The 16,393-nt window shown below is 41.9% G+C and carries 10 protein-coding genes; all 10 read right to left on the minus strand.

Annotated features, from left to right (window positions below; translation table 11 throughout):
* Positions 1-48: 48 nt before the first annotated feature.
* The 10 genes from IPM71_03735 to IPM71_03780 all read right to left on the minus strand — a co-directional run bounded on the left by IPM71_03735 (position 49) and on the right by IPM71_03780 (position 16,275).
* Positions 49-762, minus strand: coding sequence for a ubiquinone/menaquinone biosynthesis methyltransferase (locus tag IPM71_03735; GenBank protein QQS51845.1), 714 nt, complete (start codon positions 760-762; stop codon positions 49-51).
* Positions 763-785: 23 nt separating this feature from the next.
* Complete coding sequence (locus tag IPM71_03740; GenBank protein ID QQS51846.1) at positions 786-1,808, minus strand: ABC transporter ATP-binding protein; 1,023 nt, start codon at positions 1,806-1,808, stop codon at positions 786-788.
* 6 nt (positions 1,809-1,814) lie between these two features.
* Complete coding sequence (locus tag IPM71_03745) at positions 1,815-2,852, minus strand: iron ABC transporter permease (GenBank protein QQS51847.1); 1,038 nt, start codon at positions 2,850-2,852, stop codon at positions 1,815-1,817.
* Entirely contained in the window at positions 2,845-3,951 is a 1,107-nt protein-coding gene (locus IPM71_03750; protein ID QQS51848.1) for an ABC transporter substrate-binding protein, read from the minus strand. Before IPM71_03750 ends, IPM71_03745 begins: the two co-directional genes overlap by 8 nt.
* A gap of 268 nt (positions 3,952-4,219) precedes the next feature.
* Positions 4,220-7,354, minus strand: a complete 3,135-nt coding sequence (locus IPM71_03755; GenBank protein QQS51849.1) for a SpoIIE family protein phosphatase — start codon at positions 7,352-7,354, stop codon at positions 4,220-4,222.
* A gap of 10 nt (positions 7,355-7,364) precedes the next feature.
* Positions 7,365-8,363 carry a hypothetical protein gene (locus IPM71_03760; protein QQS51850.1) on the minus strand — a complete coding sequence of 333 codons (999 nt, stop codon included), beginning with the start codon at positions 8,361-8,363 and terminating at the stop codon, positions 7,365-7,367.
* A 14-nt stretch (positions 8,364-8,377) separates the two neighbouring features.
* Complete coding sequence (locus IPM71_03765) at positions 8,378-10,285, minus strand: PD40 domain-containing protein (protein ID QQS51851.1); 1,908 nt, start codon at positions 10,283-10,285, stop codon at positions 8,378-8,380.
* Between the two features lie 164 nt (positions 10,286-10,449).
* Positions 10,450-12,240, minus strand: a complete 1,791-nt coding sequence (locus tag IPM71_03770; GenBank protein ID QQS51852.1) for a long-chain fatty acid--CoA ligase — start codon at positions 12,238-12,240, stop codon at positions 10,450-10,452.
* A gap of 42 nt (positions 12,241-12,282) precedes the next feature.
* The gene (locus IPM71_03775) at positions 12,283-14,133 is read right to left on the minus strand and encodes a long-chain fatty acid--CoA ligase (GenBank protein QQS51853.1); all 1,851 of its coding nucleotides are present in this window, start codon (positions 14,131-14,133) and stop codon (positions 12,283-12,285) included.
* Positions 14,134-16,275, minus strand: coding sequence for a S9 family peptidase (locus tag IPM71_03780; protein QQS51854.1), 2,142 nt, complete (start codon positions 16,273-16,275; stop codon positions 14,134-14,136).
* Positions 16,276-16,393: the final 118 nt, after the last annotated feature.

The following is a 16,393-nucleotide window of genomic DNA, read 5'->3' on the forward strand; positions in this document are numbered from 1 at the left end:
AAATATATAAAAATGTTTTCCGGAGCCAGCTAATATCCATCAGGGTGGCTATTTTCTAACCTTAATTAAACAAGCCGAGCCGAAAAGAAAACGTTTCACCCAGAAATCTCTGAAACCATTTTTCACAAAAAGCTGTTCCAATTGCTGAATGGTATAATACTTCGAGGCTGAATGAGCCAGATACCAGTAGGCTTTAAAATTACCGGTTAAAATCCCACCCATAGGAATAACCACCAGGTATAAATGAAGCAGATAAGCAAACCGGATAAAAGGATTTTGTGGTACGGAACTTTCAAGAATAAACAACTGACCACCGGGTTTAAGTACCCGCTTCATCTCATCTATATGCTTTTGCTCCTCGGGGTTATTAAAGGTGAGGTTTCGAAAACCAAAACCAATGACAATGCTATCGAAAGAATTGGTTTGAAAGGGTAGCACCGAGGCTTTCCCCTGGATAAATTCAGGCCTCGATTCTGTTAAACCGGAGGCCTTTTCGGTTGCCCGACCCAACATGTCGTGATTCATGTCATAAGCTTTAATGCTTAAGTTTTTTTTCGATTTGCGAGAAAGGGAAATGGCGAGGTCGCCCGTGCCAGTGCACAAGTCGAGCACACTCTCCGGATTAGCATCAAGGCATTGCTTTATAGCCATGCTCCGCCATTTTCGATCGAGGCCAAAAGTAAACAGTTTGTTCATCAGGTCGTAATGCCTGAAAATAGAAGAGTAAAAACTATTTAAATTGAACCCTTTAATTTTGGTCATGCGAAAGTTATTTGTGATTATCCCTATGCAGGATTTTGTTGGATAAGATACTCCTGAAACACATGAATACTATTAAAAGTTTTTGTCTGAGGTGTAATCATGCGTATTTCCTGACTGTCCTCGTTTACCTCTACTGTAGGAACTTTCTCTGTTTCGTTGTAAAGTACAGTATACCCCAGACGCTTCAGTAGCCTCACCACGCAGGCCTGGAGCAAACCCATCCCAATCACCACTATTCTTTTTTCCTTGTCTGTAGTAATTTCAAAGGAGGCTGACCAAGGTTGAAAACTTATTTTCTCGTTGCCAAACACCTTGTCGAGCGTACCATTGTATATAAAAGCTTCGGGTATATCGCTCATCAATTGTTGGTCAGGACCAACCATCCATATCTTATCAGACACCTGCAAAGCAAGTCCAAGTTCGTGCGTGGAAAGCAACACTCCCTTTCCCATTTCATGTGCCAGCTTTTTAAGTAGCAATAGAACTTCCATTCGGTTTGATAAATCGAGGTGAGCCGTTGGTTCATCCAGAATAATCATATCAACATCCTGTGCCAGCACCCTCGAAATCATAGCCCTTTGGCGCTCGCCATCGCTCAGCTCACCTAACCTTGATCCTGCTTTATGCACTAAACCAACTTTCTGAATCGAGTCGTGTACAACTTTCAAATCGGCTGAGGTAAGTCGGCCTAGCCAGTTGGTATGCGGATAACGTCCCATGGAAACCAGTTCAAGCACAGACATGTTGCGTTCATAAACCGGATCGGTAAGAACAACTCCAATGCGTTCGGCCCTTTGGAGAAAAGAAATATGATCGAGGTTTTCGTCCTTAAAAAAAATGGCTCCCTCCAAAGAAGGTATAAGGCCAATCAGGCTTTTTATAAGGGTTGATTTACCGCAACCATTAGGACCTATAAAGCTGATTAGTTCACCCGGGTTGATTACCAGATTTAAATTGCCCAGAACCTCGAGCCTGGATTTGCGCGCCCAATAACCTACACTTAGCTTGCGGGTAGATAAAAGTGGTTTTATCGTGGATTGTTGCATGAGTATTTACAGACTCGAATTCAGTTTACGCGAACGAATAATGAGCAAAATTACTACAGGAGCACCAAAAAGGGCTGTAACACCATTGATAGGTAAGGTGGCTGCACGCCCGGGCAACTGAGCAATAATATCACAAACAAGCATTAGCAATGGACCTGCAAGCAGCACGCCCGGCAATACAAAACGAAACGACACCCGGTGGGAAACCAGACGCACCATATGCGGAACGGTCATTCCAACAAAAGCTATAGGGCCGGTAAAGGCCGTAAGCACCCCAACTAACACGCTCGAAATAACGATCATCATAAAGCGGGTACGCCGCACATTAACACCTGTAATCCGGGCATGAACCTCACCCATAAGCATAGCATCAAGCGGTTTAATGAGTAAGATTGAAGATGCTATTGCTAAAAAGAATACAGGTATAATTATTTTTAAATGCAACCAACTTGTTGCACCCAAACTGCCCAATGACCATATCACAAAACGATGCACCAGTTCCGGTGGGGCAAAATATTCGAGAATTCCTACTATTGAAGAGGCAAGAGCTCCGATCATAATACCAATGATAAGCAGGGATACTGTATCGGCAAGTCGCCATGAAAAGCTCAATACCACCAAAAATACCAGGGCAGCACCTATCATGGCTGCCAATACTTGTCCTCCTGCTGCCACCAAGGGTTGCATACTAAAAAAAGTGGCTGCGCTAAGTGTATAAACTGCCACCCCTAAACCTGCACCCGAACTGATGCCCAACACATAAGGTCCAGCTAGTGGATTATGGAACAGGGTCTGCAGCAAAAGGCCTGAAAGTGCAAGGCTACCACCTGCCAGAATGGCTGTAAGGGCTCTTGGTAAACGTACTTCGTAAATAATATACTCAATAGTTGTATTGTGGGTGAAGCCTAATAAGGTATGGTAAAAATCACGAAATGATATATCGGCACTAGCCACTGCCAAATCGGTAAAAAACACCAATATTAGTGCTGCAGCCAGAAACCATAGCAACCAGGAGGAGGAGGAAAAACGCTTTCTGCTATTCAAGTTTTTTGTAATATACTGTTTCTTCGTCGATGATACCGGGGTGCAAAATTATCAACAAATCCCTCAGAAGCAAATCCGGACGCACCACACCCGTTTCAAAATAATCGAGTCCCCCATTCGGATTGACACGCTTATTGTAATGATACACCTGACCCTGCTGAAACGATTGAAGAATTTTACAGCGGGGTTCTATGGATTCAATTTCCTGCAAACTACCTGCACTTGCATTGATCCAGAAATCCGCATCCTGCTGACGGTGAATTACAGCCTCGAAACTAAGATTGAGGCTACCTCTGGATGAATCGCCACTCCAGGCATAACCGGCATTGGCATCGCGGATGAGTTGTGCTACGAAACTATTTCCTCCGGCAGCAAACCAGTTTCCCTTGTAAATGGTGCCATCCAAAACAGATGGCCTGTTGGTATCAGTAGAAGCCAGGTTCTTTACATTGATATAGTTCGATTCGATTGCCTGAAAAACAGAATCAGCAAGTGCTTCCTTATCGAGCAAAGCACCTACCAATTTTATCCACTCGGCCCGACCCAGCGGATGATCTTCCATAAATTCTATGATGTACACCACTGGTATTCCTGCCCGCAAAAGAATTGGATCAATCGGATCAGGTGACTGGTAAATATACTTTAATACCACTCCCGGATTTTTCGACAAAACATTCTCAGCATCGGTATTTAATTCGTTACCCAAATTAGTCAAATCACCATTGATGAAACGTGCATAAAGCACGGAGTCGACCAACCAATTTGCATTGGCACAGGCAATCAGCCTATCGCGGGCATTGAGAATTGAAAGCATGCCGGTATAAGTGGAGGAGAGACTGGCAATTCGATCCGCTGGCACTTGAATAATATGATTGGCTTGTACTTGTGTATCTTTCTTCTTAACCAGCTTATAGTGCGAAAGTAGTTTGTTGTTGTCCCACGGATTGTATACCTCTACCAGAGTAGTATCTCCTAAGTGAGAAATGGAAAATCCTTTTGCATATTTTAAGGTGGATATAGGCTTGGATTGGGGCTCTGAACTTGATTTGCAACACCAAAATAAAATAACCGGAAAAAGAAAATAAATTAAGATTTTCATCTAGAATTTGGTTGGACTTTAATATTATACCCTTTATTATTTAACAGCATACTTCATACTATTTGCTCAGACATACCCATGAGCTTGTAAGCCAATTGATTCTTTTCAGTTGAGCCAATTGCCTTTTTAGCAACATTTTACTCATACTGTTTTGCCTTCTCTCTAAATAGAAAGAATATGTTAAAAAACCAATCTAAGATAGTCGTTTTACAAAAACTATGTTACACTTAACCAGGCAGGGATACAAAGAAAACGAATAAGCCAATCACTATAGCATCCGAAATCCAAGTAGAATAATATCATCGGTTTGTTCGCGTTCCTGCATCCAGTTTGTAAGTGTTTGTTCCAGATTTTGTTTCTGGTATTGAATAGACTTATCCTGCAATTCGCTCAAATGTTTTAATAATCGGCGGTTAGAAAATTTCTTATCCTCGATACCCCCAAACTGATCCTGATAACCATCGGAAAACAAGTAAAACATATCGCCCTTCTGATAAGGAACAATATGCGCAGAAAAAGGCGGCTTTTCGAGAGGAGTGAATCCAACTGGTGTGCGTTCTGCCTTAATGGTGTGATGAACACCACCCCTGAAAAAGTAAAGGTTGTGAAAGGCTCCTGAATATTGCAGGGTCTGTTGCTGTTTATCGATTACAACTAAACCCACATTCATACCATCGTAAGAAGGATTATCTCTCCGGTGCTGGTTAAGTGCCGAGATTACCTTTTCGCGAAGCAACTCCAATATTTCAGCAGAGTCTGTTATGCCGAGGTTATTAACCACTTCGTTAAGCAGGGTAATACCAAGCATGCTCATAATAGAACCCGGCACTCCATGTCCGGTGCAATCGGTGAGGGCTATTACATACTTACCCTTGCTTCGCGTATACCAGCAGAAATCCCCGCTCACAATGTCTTTGGGTTTATTAATAAGAAAATATTCGTGCAATGCTTCCACCAGAATTTCTTCAGGTGGAAAGATTGCCGACTGGATGGTCCGGGCATACTTAATGCTATCGGTAATATCCAGATTTTTTTTCATAATAATTTCTCCCTGCCGCTCTATTTCAAGTGTGCGCTCCTGTACCTTTTCTTCAAGCAACCTGTTACGCTGCATAAGGTAAAATTCGCGACGTTTGATATATAGAAAGGCACCAAACGCTAGAATTGAAAAAACAAGCAGGTAAAAATACCAAAGGGTCCAGATTGCCCTTCTGATGGTAAGTTTCACTTCAAGCGGTTCTGGAGTCACGATACCTTCGCTCGTAGATGCCAGTAATTGAAAGGTATAATTTCCGGCCGACACATTCGAAAATACTGCCAAACCCTCGGTATTTACTTCCGACCATTCGTTGTCGTAACCCAGTAAACGATACTGGTATTTTACGCCTTCTGGTTCTTTGAGGTAAATACCAATAAACTCAAACCGGAGTTTATAATTTCCATAATGTATTTTAATTTCCTCCTTCTGTGGCAGCTCAATTCCGTTTGCCCGCATCGAAACCATACTTAAAAGGGGTGATTGAGAAGATGGTTGCTCTAATTGGGGCTTATAATGGATCAATCCAGAAGAGGTCCCTATCCAGATTTCACTGTTAGATTCTTTCAGAATGGATCCGGGGAAAATTTCTTCCTGGCCAGAAAGTCCCACTGCCGATTGCACTTTGCTTACAAAAAGATTCGAAGGATTGACCCGACTTAAGCCTCCACGGTGGCTAACCAAAATATTGCCGTCATCGGATGTAAGCAAAGAATAGCAGTAATCGGAAAAAAGTCCGTCCTTTTCCCGAATATTCAATACCGAATCGGACGAGAGTCTGAAAATACCTTGTCCATTGCTGCCAACCCAAATATTACCCAATGTATCAAGGGTTATTCCATTGATAAGAATACGTCCATTTTCCGAAGGTATTTCAATTTTTCGATGGAGGACTCCCGCTTGAAAATAGACCAGTGTATTGCTTTGAGTAGCTACCCATATCCCTTTGTTGTCGTTATAAATGCTATTCACAACATTGTGGGGCAGATTGCCATTCTGAATGGTAAACCAAACAGTTTCGTCTGCAGAATTGTACTTACCAGCAAGCCCCTTACGGGTACCAATCCAGAGGGTGTTGTCTAATACCTCCAGATCTGTGATAGAATTTTCCAATAAACCTACACCGAGATTGACTTTTGAAATTTGGTTGTTTTCTTGGTTCAATTTATATAAACCACTGCTTTCTGTGCCGATATATAATTCTGTTGAAGAACCCAGGCAAAGAGCCGAAATCGGAGAAGAAAATGAGGCTGGGTTCTTTACTAAAACACCATTTTTGTTGTATTGAAATAATAGAGAGCCGGAAGCCAACCAATAATAGCCTCTATCGCTTGCCATAGCTCTTACGCTCAACACCTTTCCTTGATATTCAATTTTTTTAAGATCAAAGGGGTTTGTGCGAAACTGTGTAAGACCTTGCCCATAGAGTCCCAGCCAAAGGTTCTCGTCACGGTCGATAAATATTGTTTTAATGTACTCGGTTTTATTGCCGGTAATCCATATCAATTCAGGTTTATATTCGTGCATGGAGAAGGCTCCGGGAACTTGTGCCAAACCACCTCCCATGGCAGAAATCCAGAGATTCTTCTGCCTATCGACCCGGGCATAAGAAACCAGATAATCGTTCAGCATTTTACCAGGAATTATTCGATGTATCCAAACTTTTTCCTCTTCAATCTTAAGTCGAAAAATACCTTTGTCCTCAGTTGCAACCATGTAATCTCCCGAAGAAAGAGTTTGAATGGCTACAACCCTCCCCTCTTCAATTCCTCCTACAGACTGGCAAATCAGAAGATTATTGTCGGACTGAAAAAGGGCAAGATACAATCCCTTGTCCGTACCCAAAATCACCCAACCTGCCGAATCAACAGCAAAGCAATTGATGTTGGGCACTTCACCTACCATTGTCAGTGCCCTGATTTGCCGATTTTTATCTAGAAAAAACAATCCGTTTTCATAAGTAGCAATCCACATTGATTCATTTGATGCAGCCTGAAAACCCACCACCACAGCTTCTTCAACCCCAGGCAGATTGTGTTTTTGAATCTTATTGCCACTGATAGAAGTTATCTGGCCTGTCTGATGCCCCAGCCAAAGGGTTTCGCCCTGATGCAGCATTGCGGTTATGTAATTATCGGCAATTGAATCGTCGGTGGAAAATTGCTCGAAAGAAAATCCATTGAATTTTAAGAGCCCATTCCCTGTACCTACCCATAAATATCCCTGGTGGTCCTGCGTAAATGCATACACATATGCCTGATTCAGACCCGCCTGCTGATCGAAATGCTTGTACTGATAATGTTGCCCAAAGACCAGCCCTACATGAAAGAATGTAATAAAAAAAATGCAGGATAGAGGTCGCCACATAAATCTTCGGTTATTGGGTAATATTTTGCATACGAATCTTAGGAGAATAGACAGGTATACCCCCAATTGGAATGACATAAAAAGGCAAAGTTTCGCCATATTGGTTTTTCACTACAATAGCTACATTGTTGTTGCGCACCAGCGAAGTCTGCTTTTTTATAAATTGTAATTCAAGTGTAGTATTATTCTCTTGTTTTACAATCGGAAATTCACTTTTGCTCCAATTATTCTCGCCCGACAACTTACTTAATGTTCCATTTTTGGCTACAGACACCAGTCTGATCAAACCATCATCGTCCCAGTCGAAGTTGGAAATCTCCACAGATATGGTTTTATCATCGATAAAGGGATAAATCTGCGATATCTGCTTGTTATTGTTGTGTAGCCTGAAAGTATATTCGTAGGTGAAAAGATTTCCACCTTCGACCTGTAAATTGCTTTTTGCATCTGTGCTAAGAAAGTAACTGTATAAATTTCCATCGTCACCGGAGAAACCCTCGGCGATAATTTTAAGCACACGTCCTTTGAACTGGGGTACATACTCCCCATCCATAGGGTTAAATGGACCAAAAGTATACCATGTATTGTCGTAGGCAGGTTCGGCTCCAAAGGTTTTACTCGCCAACATTCTACCAGATTTATAATTGCCAATGGGGTCGATGTCTCTTGCATCTTCTGCCGACCAGCATCCTTTCCCTCCGTACACCGAGAATCTTACTTCGGAATCGAATGGCCCTTTTGCTTCATCATGCTCGTTGCCTGTATCGGGATCAAACACCCTGATATACACCGGACGGGTTTCCTTTTCGGGGATAAGACAAAAAAATATCTGGCAGAAATCGTCATCGCCCCACGATGTCGATGATTTTGCCCCAAAAGTTACCAGGAAAGGAATATTTTCATCCAGTGCAGGTGCCGGTTGCGCTGAGGTCTCCCTAAGGTATGCACATGCAAACACAGCCACCAGGCATACTAAAATCAACAATTTATATATTGGGTTAAAAATCATTTTAAAACTCTTTTCTATTTTATTTTTTCCGGCAAAAGAAAAAACTCCATATCTGCCCGTTCAACTGCTTGTTTCCCCTCTTTTTCATTAGTCTTGTTGCGTTTCTGATCAGAATAGATTATTTCCAGTTTTTGTGAATTAAACCCATTGCTTTCAAGAGCAAGGCTGAGTTCTTTTATCATCGAAGCCAAAATATCTTGTTGTTGCTTCGTATTGGTCTTACTTCTTACATTTACAATCACAAACAACTTATCCGACGAATAGACTCCAAAAATGCTTGCCAATTCCTCAATAGTCTGCTTAGCGCTATCGCTCAGGCTATCTGTAGTTTGAGTAAGCTCTAAGAACTTATACGCCTCAAGTTTTTCTTCCAGCAAAGTAGTTTCGTAAAGGGGAATGCTTTCAGAGAGTATCTTGAAGTTGAGAATAATGCTCTGTTGTGTTTCAGATTGAGGTATTGTAATATTCGAATAATTCTGGCTGTTTAATGTGTGCGCGTAGTGTTCAAAATCAGGTTCTACCTGCATGGGTTTCAGCACACATCGCCGGGGTATTCTTCCCCATTCATCTTTTTGCCCTTCTATGCCTAATGCAAGCATTTTTTTGCCGCCAGAATTGAAACTACCAGTAAAAACGGTATCGCCTTTCAGATAGCCATTCCCAAAATTCCAATAAAAGGTAGTTAAGCTATCTTGAGACTTTCCGGCTACCAAAGCTTTAACCTCTGTAGGGTAATTCTGTATGGTGTGTTCGGGTGAGGTAATCGACAGATCGTAAGGATCAGAAACAGTAAAGGAATAATTGGTATAAGTTCGGTATACACTATCGGCAAGTTTGTGAGTGATGGTAAGCATGAGCGAATAATTACCGGGCTTATCGAAACAATGCGAAACACGATACCCTGTCTTTTTAATTCCCTTTCCAAAATTCCAGGTATATGCGAGATGCAGTGAATCGGTAAACCGCTCGTCGAAAAAGCTAAAACACTGCGGAACAAACTTAATGGTGTCGCAATACCCAAATTGAGGAACAACCGACACAAAACTATAGATATCTGCCGATCGCTTACGGTTGCTCGAAAAATAACCTTGCTTGAAATTTTTGTCGGTGACCAATGCATAATCATCAAAAGCAGAATTGATTTCTGCCCCAAGATTAATGGGTTCCAGCCAACCCTTGTCGGTTTCTTTGGCATAAAAAATATCCTTGCCACCTTTTCCGGGTATTCCATCGCTGGCAAAGAACAAAAAACCTTCTTTATTCATAAACGGATAGGATTCATTTCCGGCTGTGTTAATCTGTTTGCCTGTGTGCACTGGCTCTTGCCACTGGCCATTCACTAAATCGGAAAAATAAATGTCAGTGCCACCGAGTCCTCCCGGTTTATCGGAGGCAAAATACAAACGGGTTCCATCAGGCGTAAGCGAGGGTGTTCCAAGTGAATATTCTTTGCTGTTGAAGGGAAAAGGTATGATTTCGGTCCAGACTCCATCAATTAATCTGGCCGAAAAGATTCCGAGCGTATTCGAAGGTTTGTTGATGGTTTTAAAATTTCCTTCTATCTGAATATTTCGCGAAAAAAAGACCACCTGGCCCTCGGGCATAAAGCTTACAGGTCCCTCGTTGAGCAAACTGGTAATTTCTTTCGAAAACAATTCCGGACTTTTCCACGAACCCGAATCGCGCTGTGAAACAGTCAGAATGTTAAATAGTTTACCTTCGTCGGTTTTAATGTTGGAGTTACTTAATGAATTGGAGCAATATACCAGGGCATCGCCATAAATCACTGCAGCAAATTCGTCGTTTATACCTGAACAAAAGGGCAGAGGAGTAACCTCAAAGTCAGGCGACTGGCTAAAAAGGCTATGCGTGCAGAACATAGCAAAAATCAAGATAAAGCTGGGAGCTCTCTTGCTTTGCATAGTGCAGGGATTTGGTTCAGATGTTGTTTTAACTGGGCATTCAACAATTAAGAGCCAAAATTAACCACTTTTCAATTGGCAACTGAAATAAGTTAATAACAAAACTACACCTAACCTAATGCAAAAAAAACAGAGAATACACTTATTGAGAGTTCATTGGTAGTCTATTTACCAGCGTTATCGACTGAAAAGATTTCTTCTATTATGGTTTTATACTTTTCCACAAGAAATCTTCGTCTTAATTTGAGCGTAGGCGAAAGTTCGCCAGTTGCCGTTGTCCATTCCTCGTGCACAAGTCTGAAGCGCTTAATTTGCTCTGTTTGCCCCAGTGATTTATTAATAAGGTTTACTTCGCGCTGAAAACGTTTCACCACCTCCGGATTATTAATTAACTCCATGTTATCGCGAAATTTAACTCCGTGGCGGGCACTCCAGTCGTGCAGAAACTGGAAGTTTGGAGAAATGAGTGCGCTGGCAAATTTTTGATTTTCGCCAAAAACAAATACCTGCTCAATAAAAAACGATTCCTTGAAACGGTTTTCTATTGCTTGCGGCGAGATGTATTTACCGCTGGAGAGCTTGAATATTTCTTTCTTCCGGTCGGTTATTTTGAGGTAAATGTCATCCACCCAGGTTCCAATGTCACCGGTATGCAACCACCCTTCTGGTTCAATAACCTGGCGGGTATGTTCCTCATCTTTGTAATATCCCAGCATCACAGACTCACTCCTAGTCATGATTTCACCATCGTCAAGAAGTTTAACCTCTATACCCGGAAGAACTGTGCCCACCGTACCAGGGCATACCTTCCTGTTTTTAAAATTATTGGCAGCAATCACAGGCGAAGTCTCGGTCATTCCATAACCTTCCACAAGGGGTATGCCAGCGGCATTGAATACTCGAATCAGCCGGGGCTGCATGGCAGCACCACCTACCACTATTAATTCGCAATTACCGCCTACTGCTTCGCGCCACTTACTAAAAATCAGCTTGTCTGCTATTTTTAATTTAAAATGATAAAACCAGCCATTCTTGTGCTCAAACTCGAAACGTAAACCAAGGTTTACAGCCCAGAAAAAAATCTGCCGTTTGATTCCCTTCAAATCTTTTCCCTTTCCAATAATCCGGTCGTAAACTCTTTCCAGCACCCGGGGAACTGCAATAAAAGCATGAGGTTTTACTTCTTTGAGATTATTGGCAATGGTTGCAAGACTTTCGGCATAATACACCGACAACCCGCAGTTCTGAAAATGGTAATTAATCGTGCGTTCAAAAATATGGCTTATGGGTAAAAAGCTTAAGGTTCGCTGGGTATGATGAAATGGAAAAACCTTTTCGATTCCACTAAGATTTGAAATAATATTTCTGTGACTTAACATAACCCCCTTAGGGTTTCCGGTTGTACCCGAGGTATAGATAATTGTAGCCAGGTCATCGGGTTTTATGGAACTCTTAATCGTTTCTATCTGTTGTTTCAATTCAGGTTCCCTTTCTCTGCCAGCCTGGAAGATTTCCTTCCAGTTCTTCACCCCATCGATGCGATTAAAGGAATAAATATCCCTGATGGTTTTCACCTGGCTGGCAAGAGGTTGAAGCTTTTTAAACAATTGCGCATCGGAGATGAAAAAAAGGCTGGGTTGGCAATGGTGGAGTATATACTCAAAATCGTCCTGGCTTATGGTAGGATATATCGGAACATGAATGATGCCTGCCATCAGCATAGCCATGTCCAGAAAGTTCCATTCGGGGCGATTGTTGGAAACAGTAGCAATTCTGTCTCCTGGCTTAATACCTAAAGCAAGCAAGCCATAACTGAGTTTAGATGCGTAATGCACATAGTCTGCCGAACTGTATTTGACCCATTCGCCATCTTCTTTTGCTACCAAGGCATCCTCTTTATAGGCATAGATACCTGAATATTGGTCGAGCAAATCGAATAATCGAGTAGCATTCATAATATCATTTTTTAATTTCGCGAAACTTCGTCGTAATCAAAATCAGACCGATTCTTTACTGTAGAGTTCCTGTATTTTTCTGGAATACTTTTTTTGAATGATGTTGCGTTTTATTTTAAGGGTTGGTGAAAGTTCACCCGTTTCAACTGACCATTCGTCGGGTACAATCAGTATTTTCTGAATCCTCTCGCTTTTACCTAACTCATGGTTCACTTCTTCAATCTGTTTCCGAATAGCAGCTTTTACCAGTGGTTGTTCAATAAGTCGGGCATTCGATAGGTTTTTTGTTTTACTAAATATTTTTCTGATGTTATCAAAGTTGGGCGATATTATAGCCGCGGCACAATGACGTCCTTCGCCCACTACAATAAGGTATTCGATTAGCTCTGAACCGACAAAACGGTTCTCAATCGCCTGGGGCACAATGTACTTTCCATAAGAAGTTTTAAACATCTGCTTTTTACGACCGGTAATTTTCAGAAAATCACCCTGCACAAATGTGCCGATATCTCCGGTATATAACCATCCATCCACTAAAGTCTTTTCTGTTAAATCAGGCTGTTTGTAATAGCCTTTCATCACATTGGGGCCCTTGCAAATTATTTCTCCGTCGGGGGCAAGCTTTACTTCTATACTTTCCACCACCTTGCCAACAGTACCTATACAAGTGTTTTCTTTTCCCGGGAAATTAAGCGCAACGAGGGGGGCGCATTCAGTAAGGCCATAACCCTGAAAAACAGGAATGCGTGCTGCCCAAAAAAAACGTTCAACCTTTGGATTCAAAGGCGCACCCCCACAGCCAATGTATTGTATCCGTCCTCCAAAACTGCCTCTGACTTTGCTATACAATACAAGGTCTGCAAGCTTATGCCTTACTCTTTCACCAAGCCTAATTCGTGTTCGGTAAGGTTTGTACTTAAAGCCAAAACGAATAGCCCATCGTACCAACATGCGTGCAATTAAATTACTTTGGCGGGCATTTACGAGGGCCAATTTTATAACCTTTTCCAGCACACGCGGCACTACGGTTATGCCATGTGGTTTTACTTCGCGTAAACTGCTGGTCAAAGATTTTAGGGTTTCAACATAGTAAAGTTGAGCACCTTTTATCTGAAACTGGTAATTGGCAGTACGTTCATAAATATGGCACAAGGGCAAAAAACTAATCACTTTTCGGTCTTTGCCTACCGGCTGAATGGCTGCTGCTGCATACATGCTGCTTATAATGTTCGAATGCGTGAGCATTACTCCTTTTGGAATTCCTGTACTGCCAGAGGTATAAATAATACTCACAATATCATCGGGAGAGATGCTACTCGTCCTTTCTGCAAGTGCAACCCTGGATGCTCTGTTTGAGCTTAAACCCCATTGTATAATCTCGTCGAGGTTATCGGTAAAAGGCAGCTGCTCGATGGTGATTACCTTTTCAAGATTTTTAATCTCCTTTTGAAGGCGGGCCATCTTATTGTAAATAATCTGGTCCGAAGCAAATACAAACCTCACACCAGCCTGTTTAAGAATATAAAGGTAGTCGCTGTCGCTGTTGTTCGGATACACCGGAATATGCACTGCTCCAATACGAGAGAGTGCCATGTCGAGAAAATTCCACTGCGGACAATTATAACTGAAAATAGTGGCTACATTCTCTTGCTGCTCTATTCCCATCGAAAGGAGTCCAAGCGCCAGCGAATTGACTGTAGCTTCATAATCCTTGCAACTTATTGCCTGCCACTTTCTGCCTTTCTTTATATAAAAAATAGGGCTCTCACCGTATCGCTGTGCACAATACCGTGGTATGTCGAAGGTAAACCTTATGTCAGTAATGCTTTCGATAAGCCTTGCTTTAAAAAACTGGCCCTTCTCAGGTAGGTTTTGCCTGAAAGCCTCTAACAACTATTTTTCGCTGTAATTTACTGGCGTTTCATTCATATTGTAAAAGGCAAAAACCAGCTGATCGGCCAATTCGTCAAGAGCCATGGCTGTCGATTTTCCGGCACCATGTCCGCCTTTGGTTTCGATGCGGATTAGAACCGGCAATTCACCAACCTGCTTTTCCTGTAAACCCACAATGAATTTGTAGGAATGGGCCGGCACAACCCGGTCGTCGTGATCGCCAGTGGTAACGAGCGTTGCCGGGTAAGCAACGCTATCCTTAATGTTGTGAACCGGAGAATAGGCAACCATATAATCGAACATTGCTTTGCTGCTGTCGGCGCACCCGTAATCACTAATCCATCCTGCCCCTGCTGTAAATTTGTGGTAGCGAAGCATGTCCAGCACGCCTACTGCAGGCAGGGCAACTCTATAGAGCTCCGGACGCTGGGTCATCACTACTCCTACCAGCAAACCTCCATTAGATCCACCCATGATGGCGAGTTTCTCAGAAGATGTATATTTTTCCTGTTGCAGATATTCGGCAGCCGCAATAAAATCGTCAAATACATTTTGTTTGTTCAGTTGCATACCTGCTTTATGCCATTCTTCACCATACTCTCCGCCGCCACGGATATTGGCCAGGGCAAAAACACCTCCCATTTCCAGCCAGGCAAGGGCACGCACTGAAAAATAGGGCGGCAGGCTGATGTTAAACCCTCCATATCCATAGAGCAAGGTAGGGTTAGATCCATCGAGTTTGATCCCTTTACGAGCCACAATAAACATCGGTACCCGGGTGCCATCTTTACTTTTATAAAAAACCTGCTTTGTTTCGTATTGTGTTACATCGCTGCTTAGCTTGGGCTGACGGAAAAGTTCTGATTTTCCGGTATTTACATCCAGCTTATAAATAGTTACTGGTGTTGTAAAAGATTCGAAAGAATAAAACACTTCTTTCTGGTCTTCTTCCCCTTCGAAACCCGTAACTGAACCAATACCTGGCAAATCAATGTTACGAATTAAACTACCTTTAAGGTCGTATTGTTGAACAAAACTCGAGGCATCTTTCAGATACTGCACAAAAAAATATCCGCCAGCAAAACTGACCGATTCGATGGGCTCCTCTTTTTCCGGGATAATGTCAGTGATGCTGTCGAGTATCAATTTATCTGCATCGAGTTTTACCACACGCTTGTTGTTGGCTTTGAAATTGGTATACAAATAAACGTCTTTACCATTGGCATACACGACCGAAAAGTCATTCTCAAAATTGCTCACTATGGGTTGAAATTTATTTTCTGAAGTCAATCCTTTTTTCAGATAAAGTTCATTGCCTGAAGTGCTCTCGGCGGCAGAAAGAAAAAGGTAATCGCTATTTTTAAAGGCAACCACACCGCTATATCTTCTTTTCTGTTCCTGGTTACCATAAATGAGTTTATCTTTATTCTGAGAGGTGCCCAGTTGATGATAATACACTTTGTGCATATCGGTCATAGCCGATAACTCAGATCCTTTGGGTTTGTCATAACTTGAATAAAAAAAGCCTTCATCCTGGTTCCATACAATGGATGTAAACTTGGCATCAACAATGGTATCACCCACACGCTCTAAACTAACTGCATCGATCACAACTATCTTCCTCCAATCCGAACCACCTTCTGAAATGGAATAAGCAAGATACTTTCCACTTTCAGAAAAAGACAATTCGCTTAATGAGGTAGTACCATCAGCCGAAAAAGTATTGGGGTCGATTATCATCTTCTCCTCTCCTGTTTGCTTGTTGACAGCATAAAATACCGAATGATTCTGTAACCCGCTGTTTCTGAAATAGTAAATGGTTTGGTTCTTTTCCTCAGGCGTCGAATACCGCTCGAAATTAATCAGCGCATCGAGTTGTGTTCTTATATCCTTTCGAAAAGGTATTTTATCGAGGTACGAAAAAGTAAGTTCATTTTGTTTGATAACCCATTGCATGGTCTCCGGCGAACGATCGTCTTCGAGCCAGCGATAATTGTCCACTACCTCAGTGCCGAAAAAATTGTCGGTTACCGGAATTTTTACAGTAGCAGGGTATTCTACAGGAATGGATGGAAATTTTCCACTTTTACAGGAAACTAGCATAAAAAGCAGCATAAATGAATAAAGGAAATTTGTTTTCATGGTCGAAGTATAAATTAAACTTGCCTGGTTAAGTTAGATATTTACAAATAAATATAAAAATAAGCCGCCAGATTATGAGAATCTTCAGCCTTTTTAGTCTGTAAAGTAAAAAAACTGT

The sequence above is a fragment of the Bacteroidota bacterium genome, from assembly GCA_016699695.1.
Taxonomy (GTDB): Bacteria; Bacteroidota; Bacteroidia; order Bacteroidales; family UBA10428; genus UBA10428.

Coding starts and splice junctions, on each gene's coding strand:
- IPM71_03770 (QQS51852.1), bottom strand. CDS start 12,240: ATGAATGCTACTCGATTATTCGATTTGCTCGACCAATATTCAGGTATC.
- IPM71_03750 (QQS51848.1), bottom strand. CDS start 3,951: ATGAAAATCTTAATTTATTTTCTTTTTCCGGTTATTTTATTTTGGTGT.
- IPM71_03780 (QQS51854.1), bottom strand. CDS start 16,275: ATGAAAACAAATTTCCTTTATTCATTTATGCTGCTTTTTATGCTAGTT.
- IPM71_03760 (QQS51850.1), bottom strand. CDS start 8,363: ATGATTTTTAACCCAATATATAAATTGTTGATTTTAGTATGCCTGGTG.
- IPM71_03765 (QQS51851.1), bottom strand. CDS start 10,285: ATGCAAAGCAAGAGAGCTCCCAGCTTTATCTTGATTTTTGCTATGTTC.
- IPM71_03735 (QQS51845.1), bottom strand. CDS start 762: ATGACCAAAATTAAAGGGTTCAATTTAAATAGTTTTTACTCTTCTATT.
- IPM71_03755 (QQS51849.1), bottom strand. CDS start 7,354: ATGTGGCGACCTCTATCCTGCATTTTTTTTATTACATTCTTTCATGTA.
- IPM71_03740 (QQS51846.1), bottom strand. CDS start 1,808: ATGCAACAATCCACGATAAAACCACTTTTATCTACCCGCAAGCTAAGT.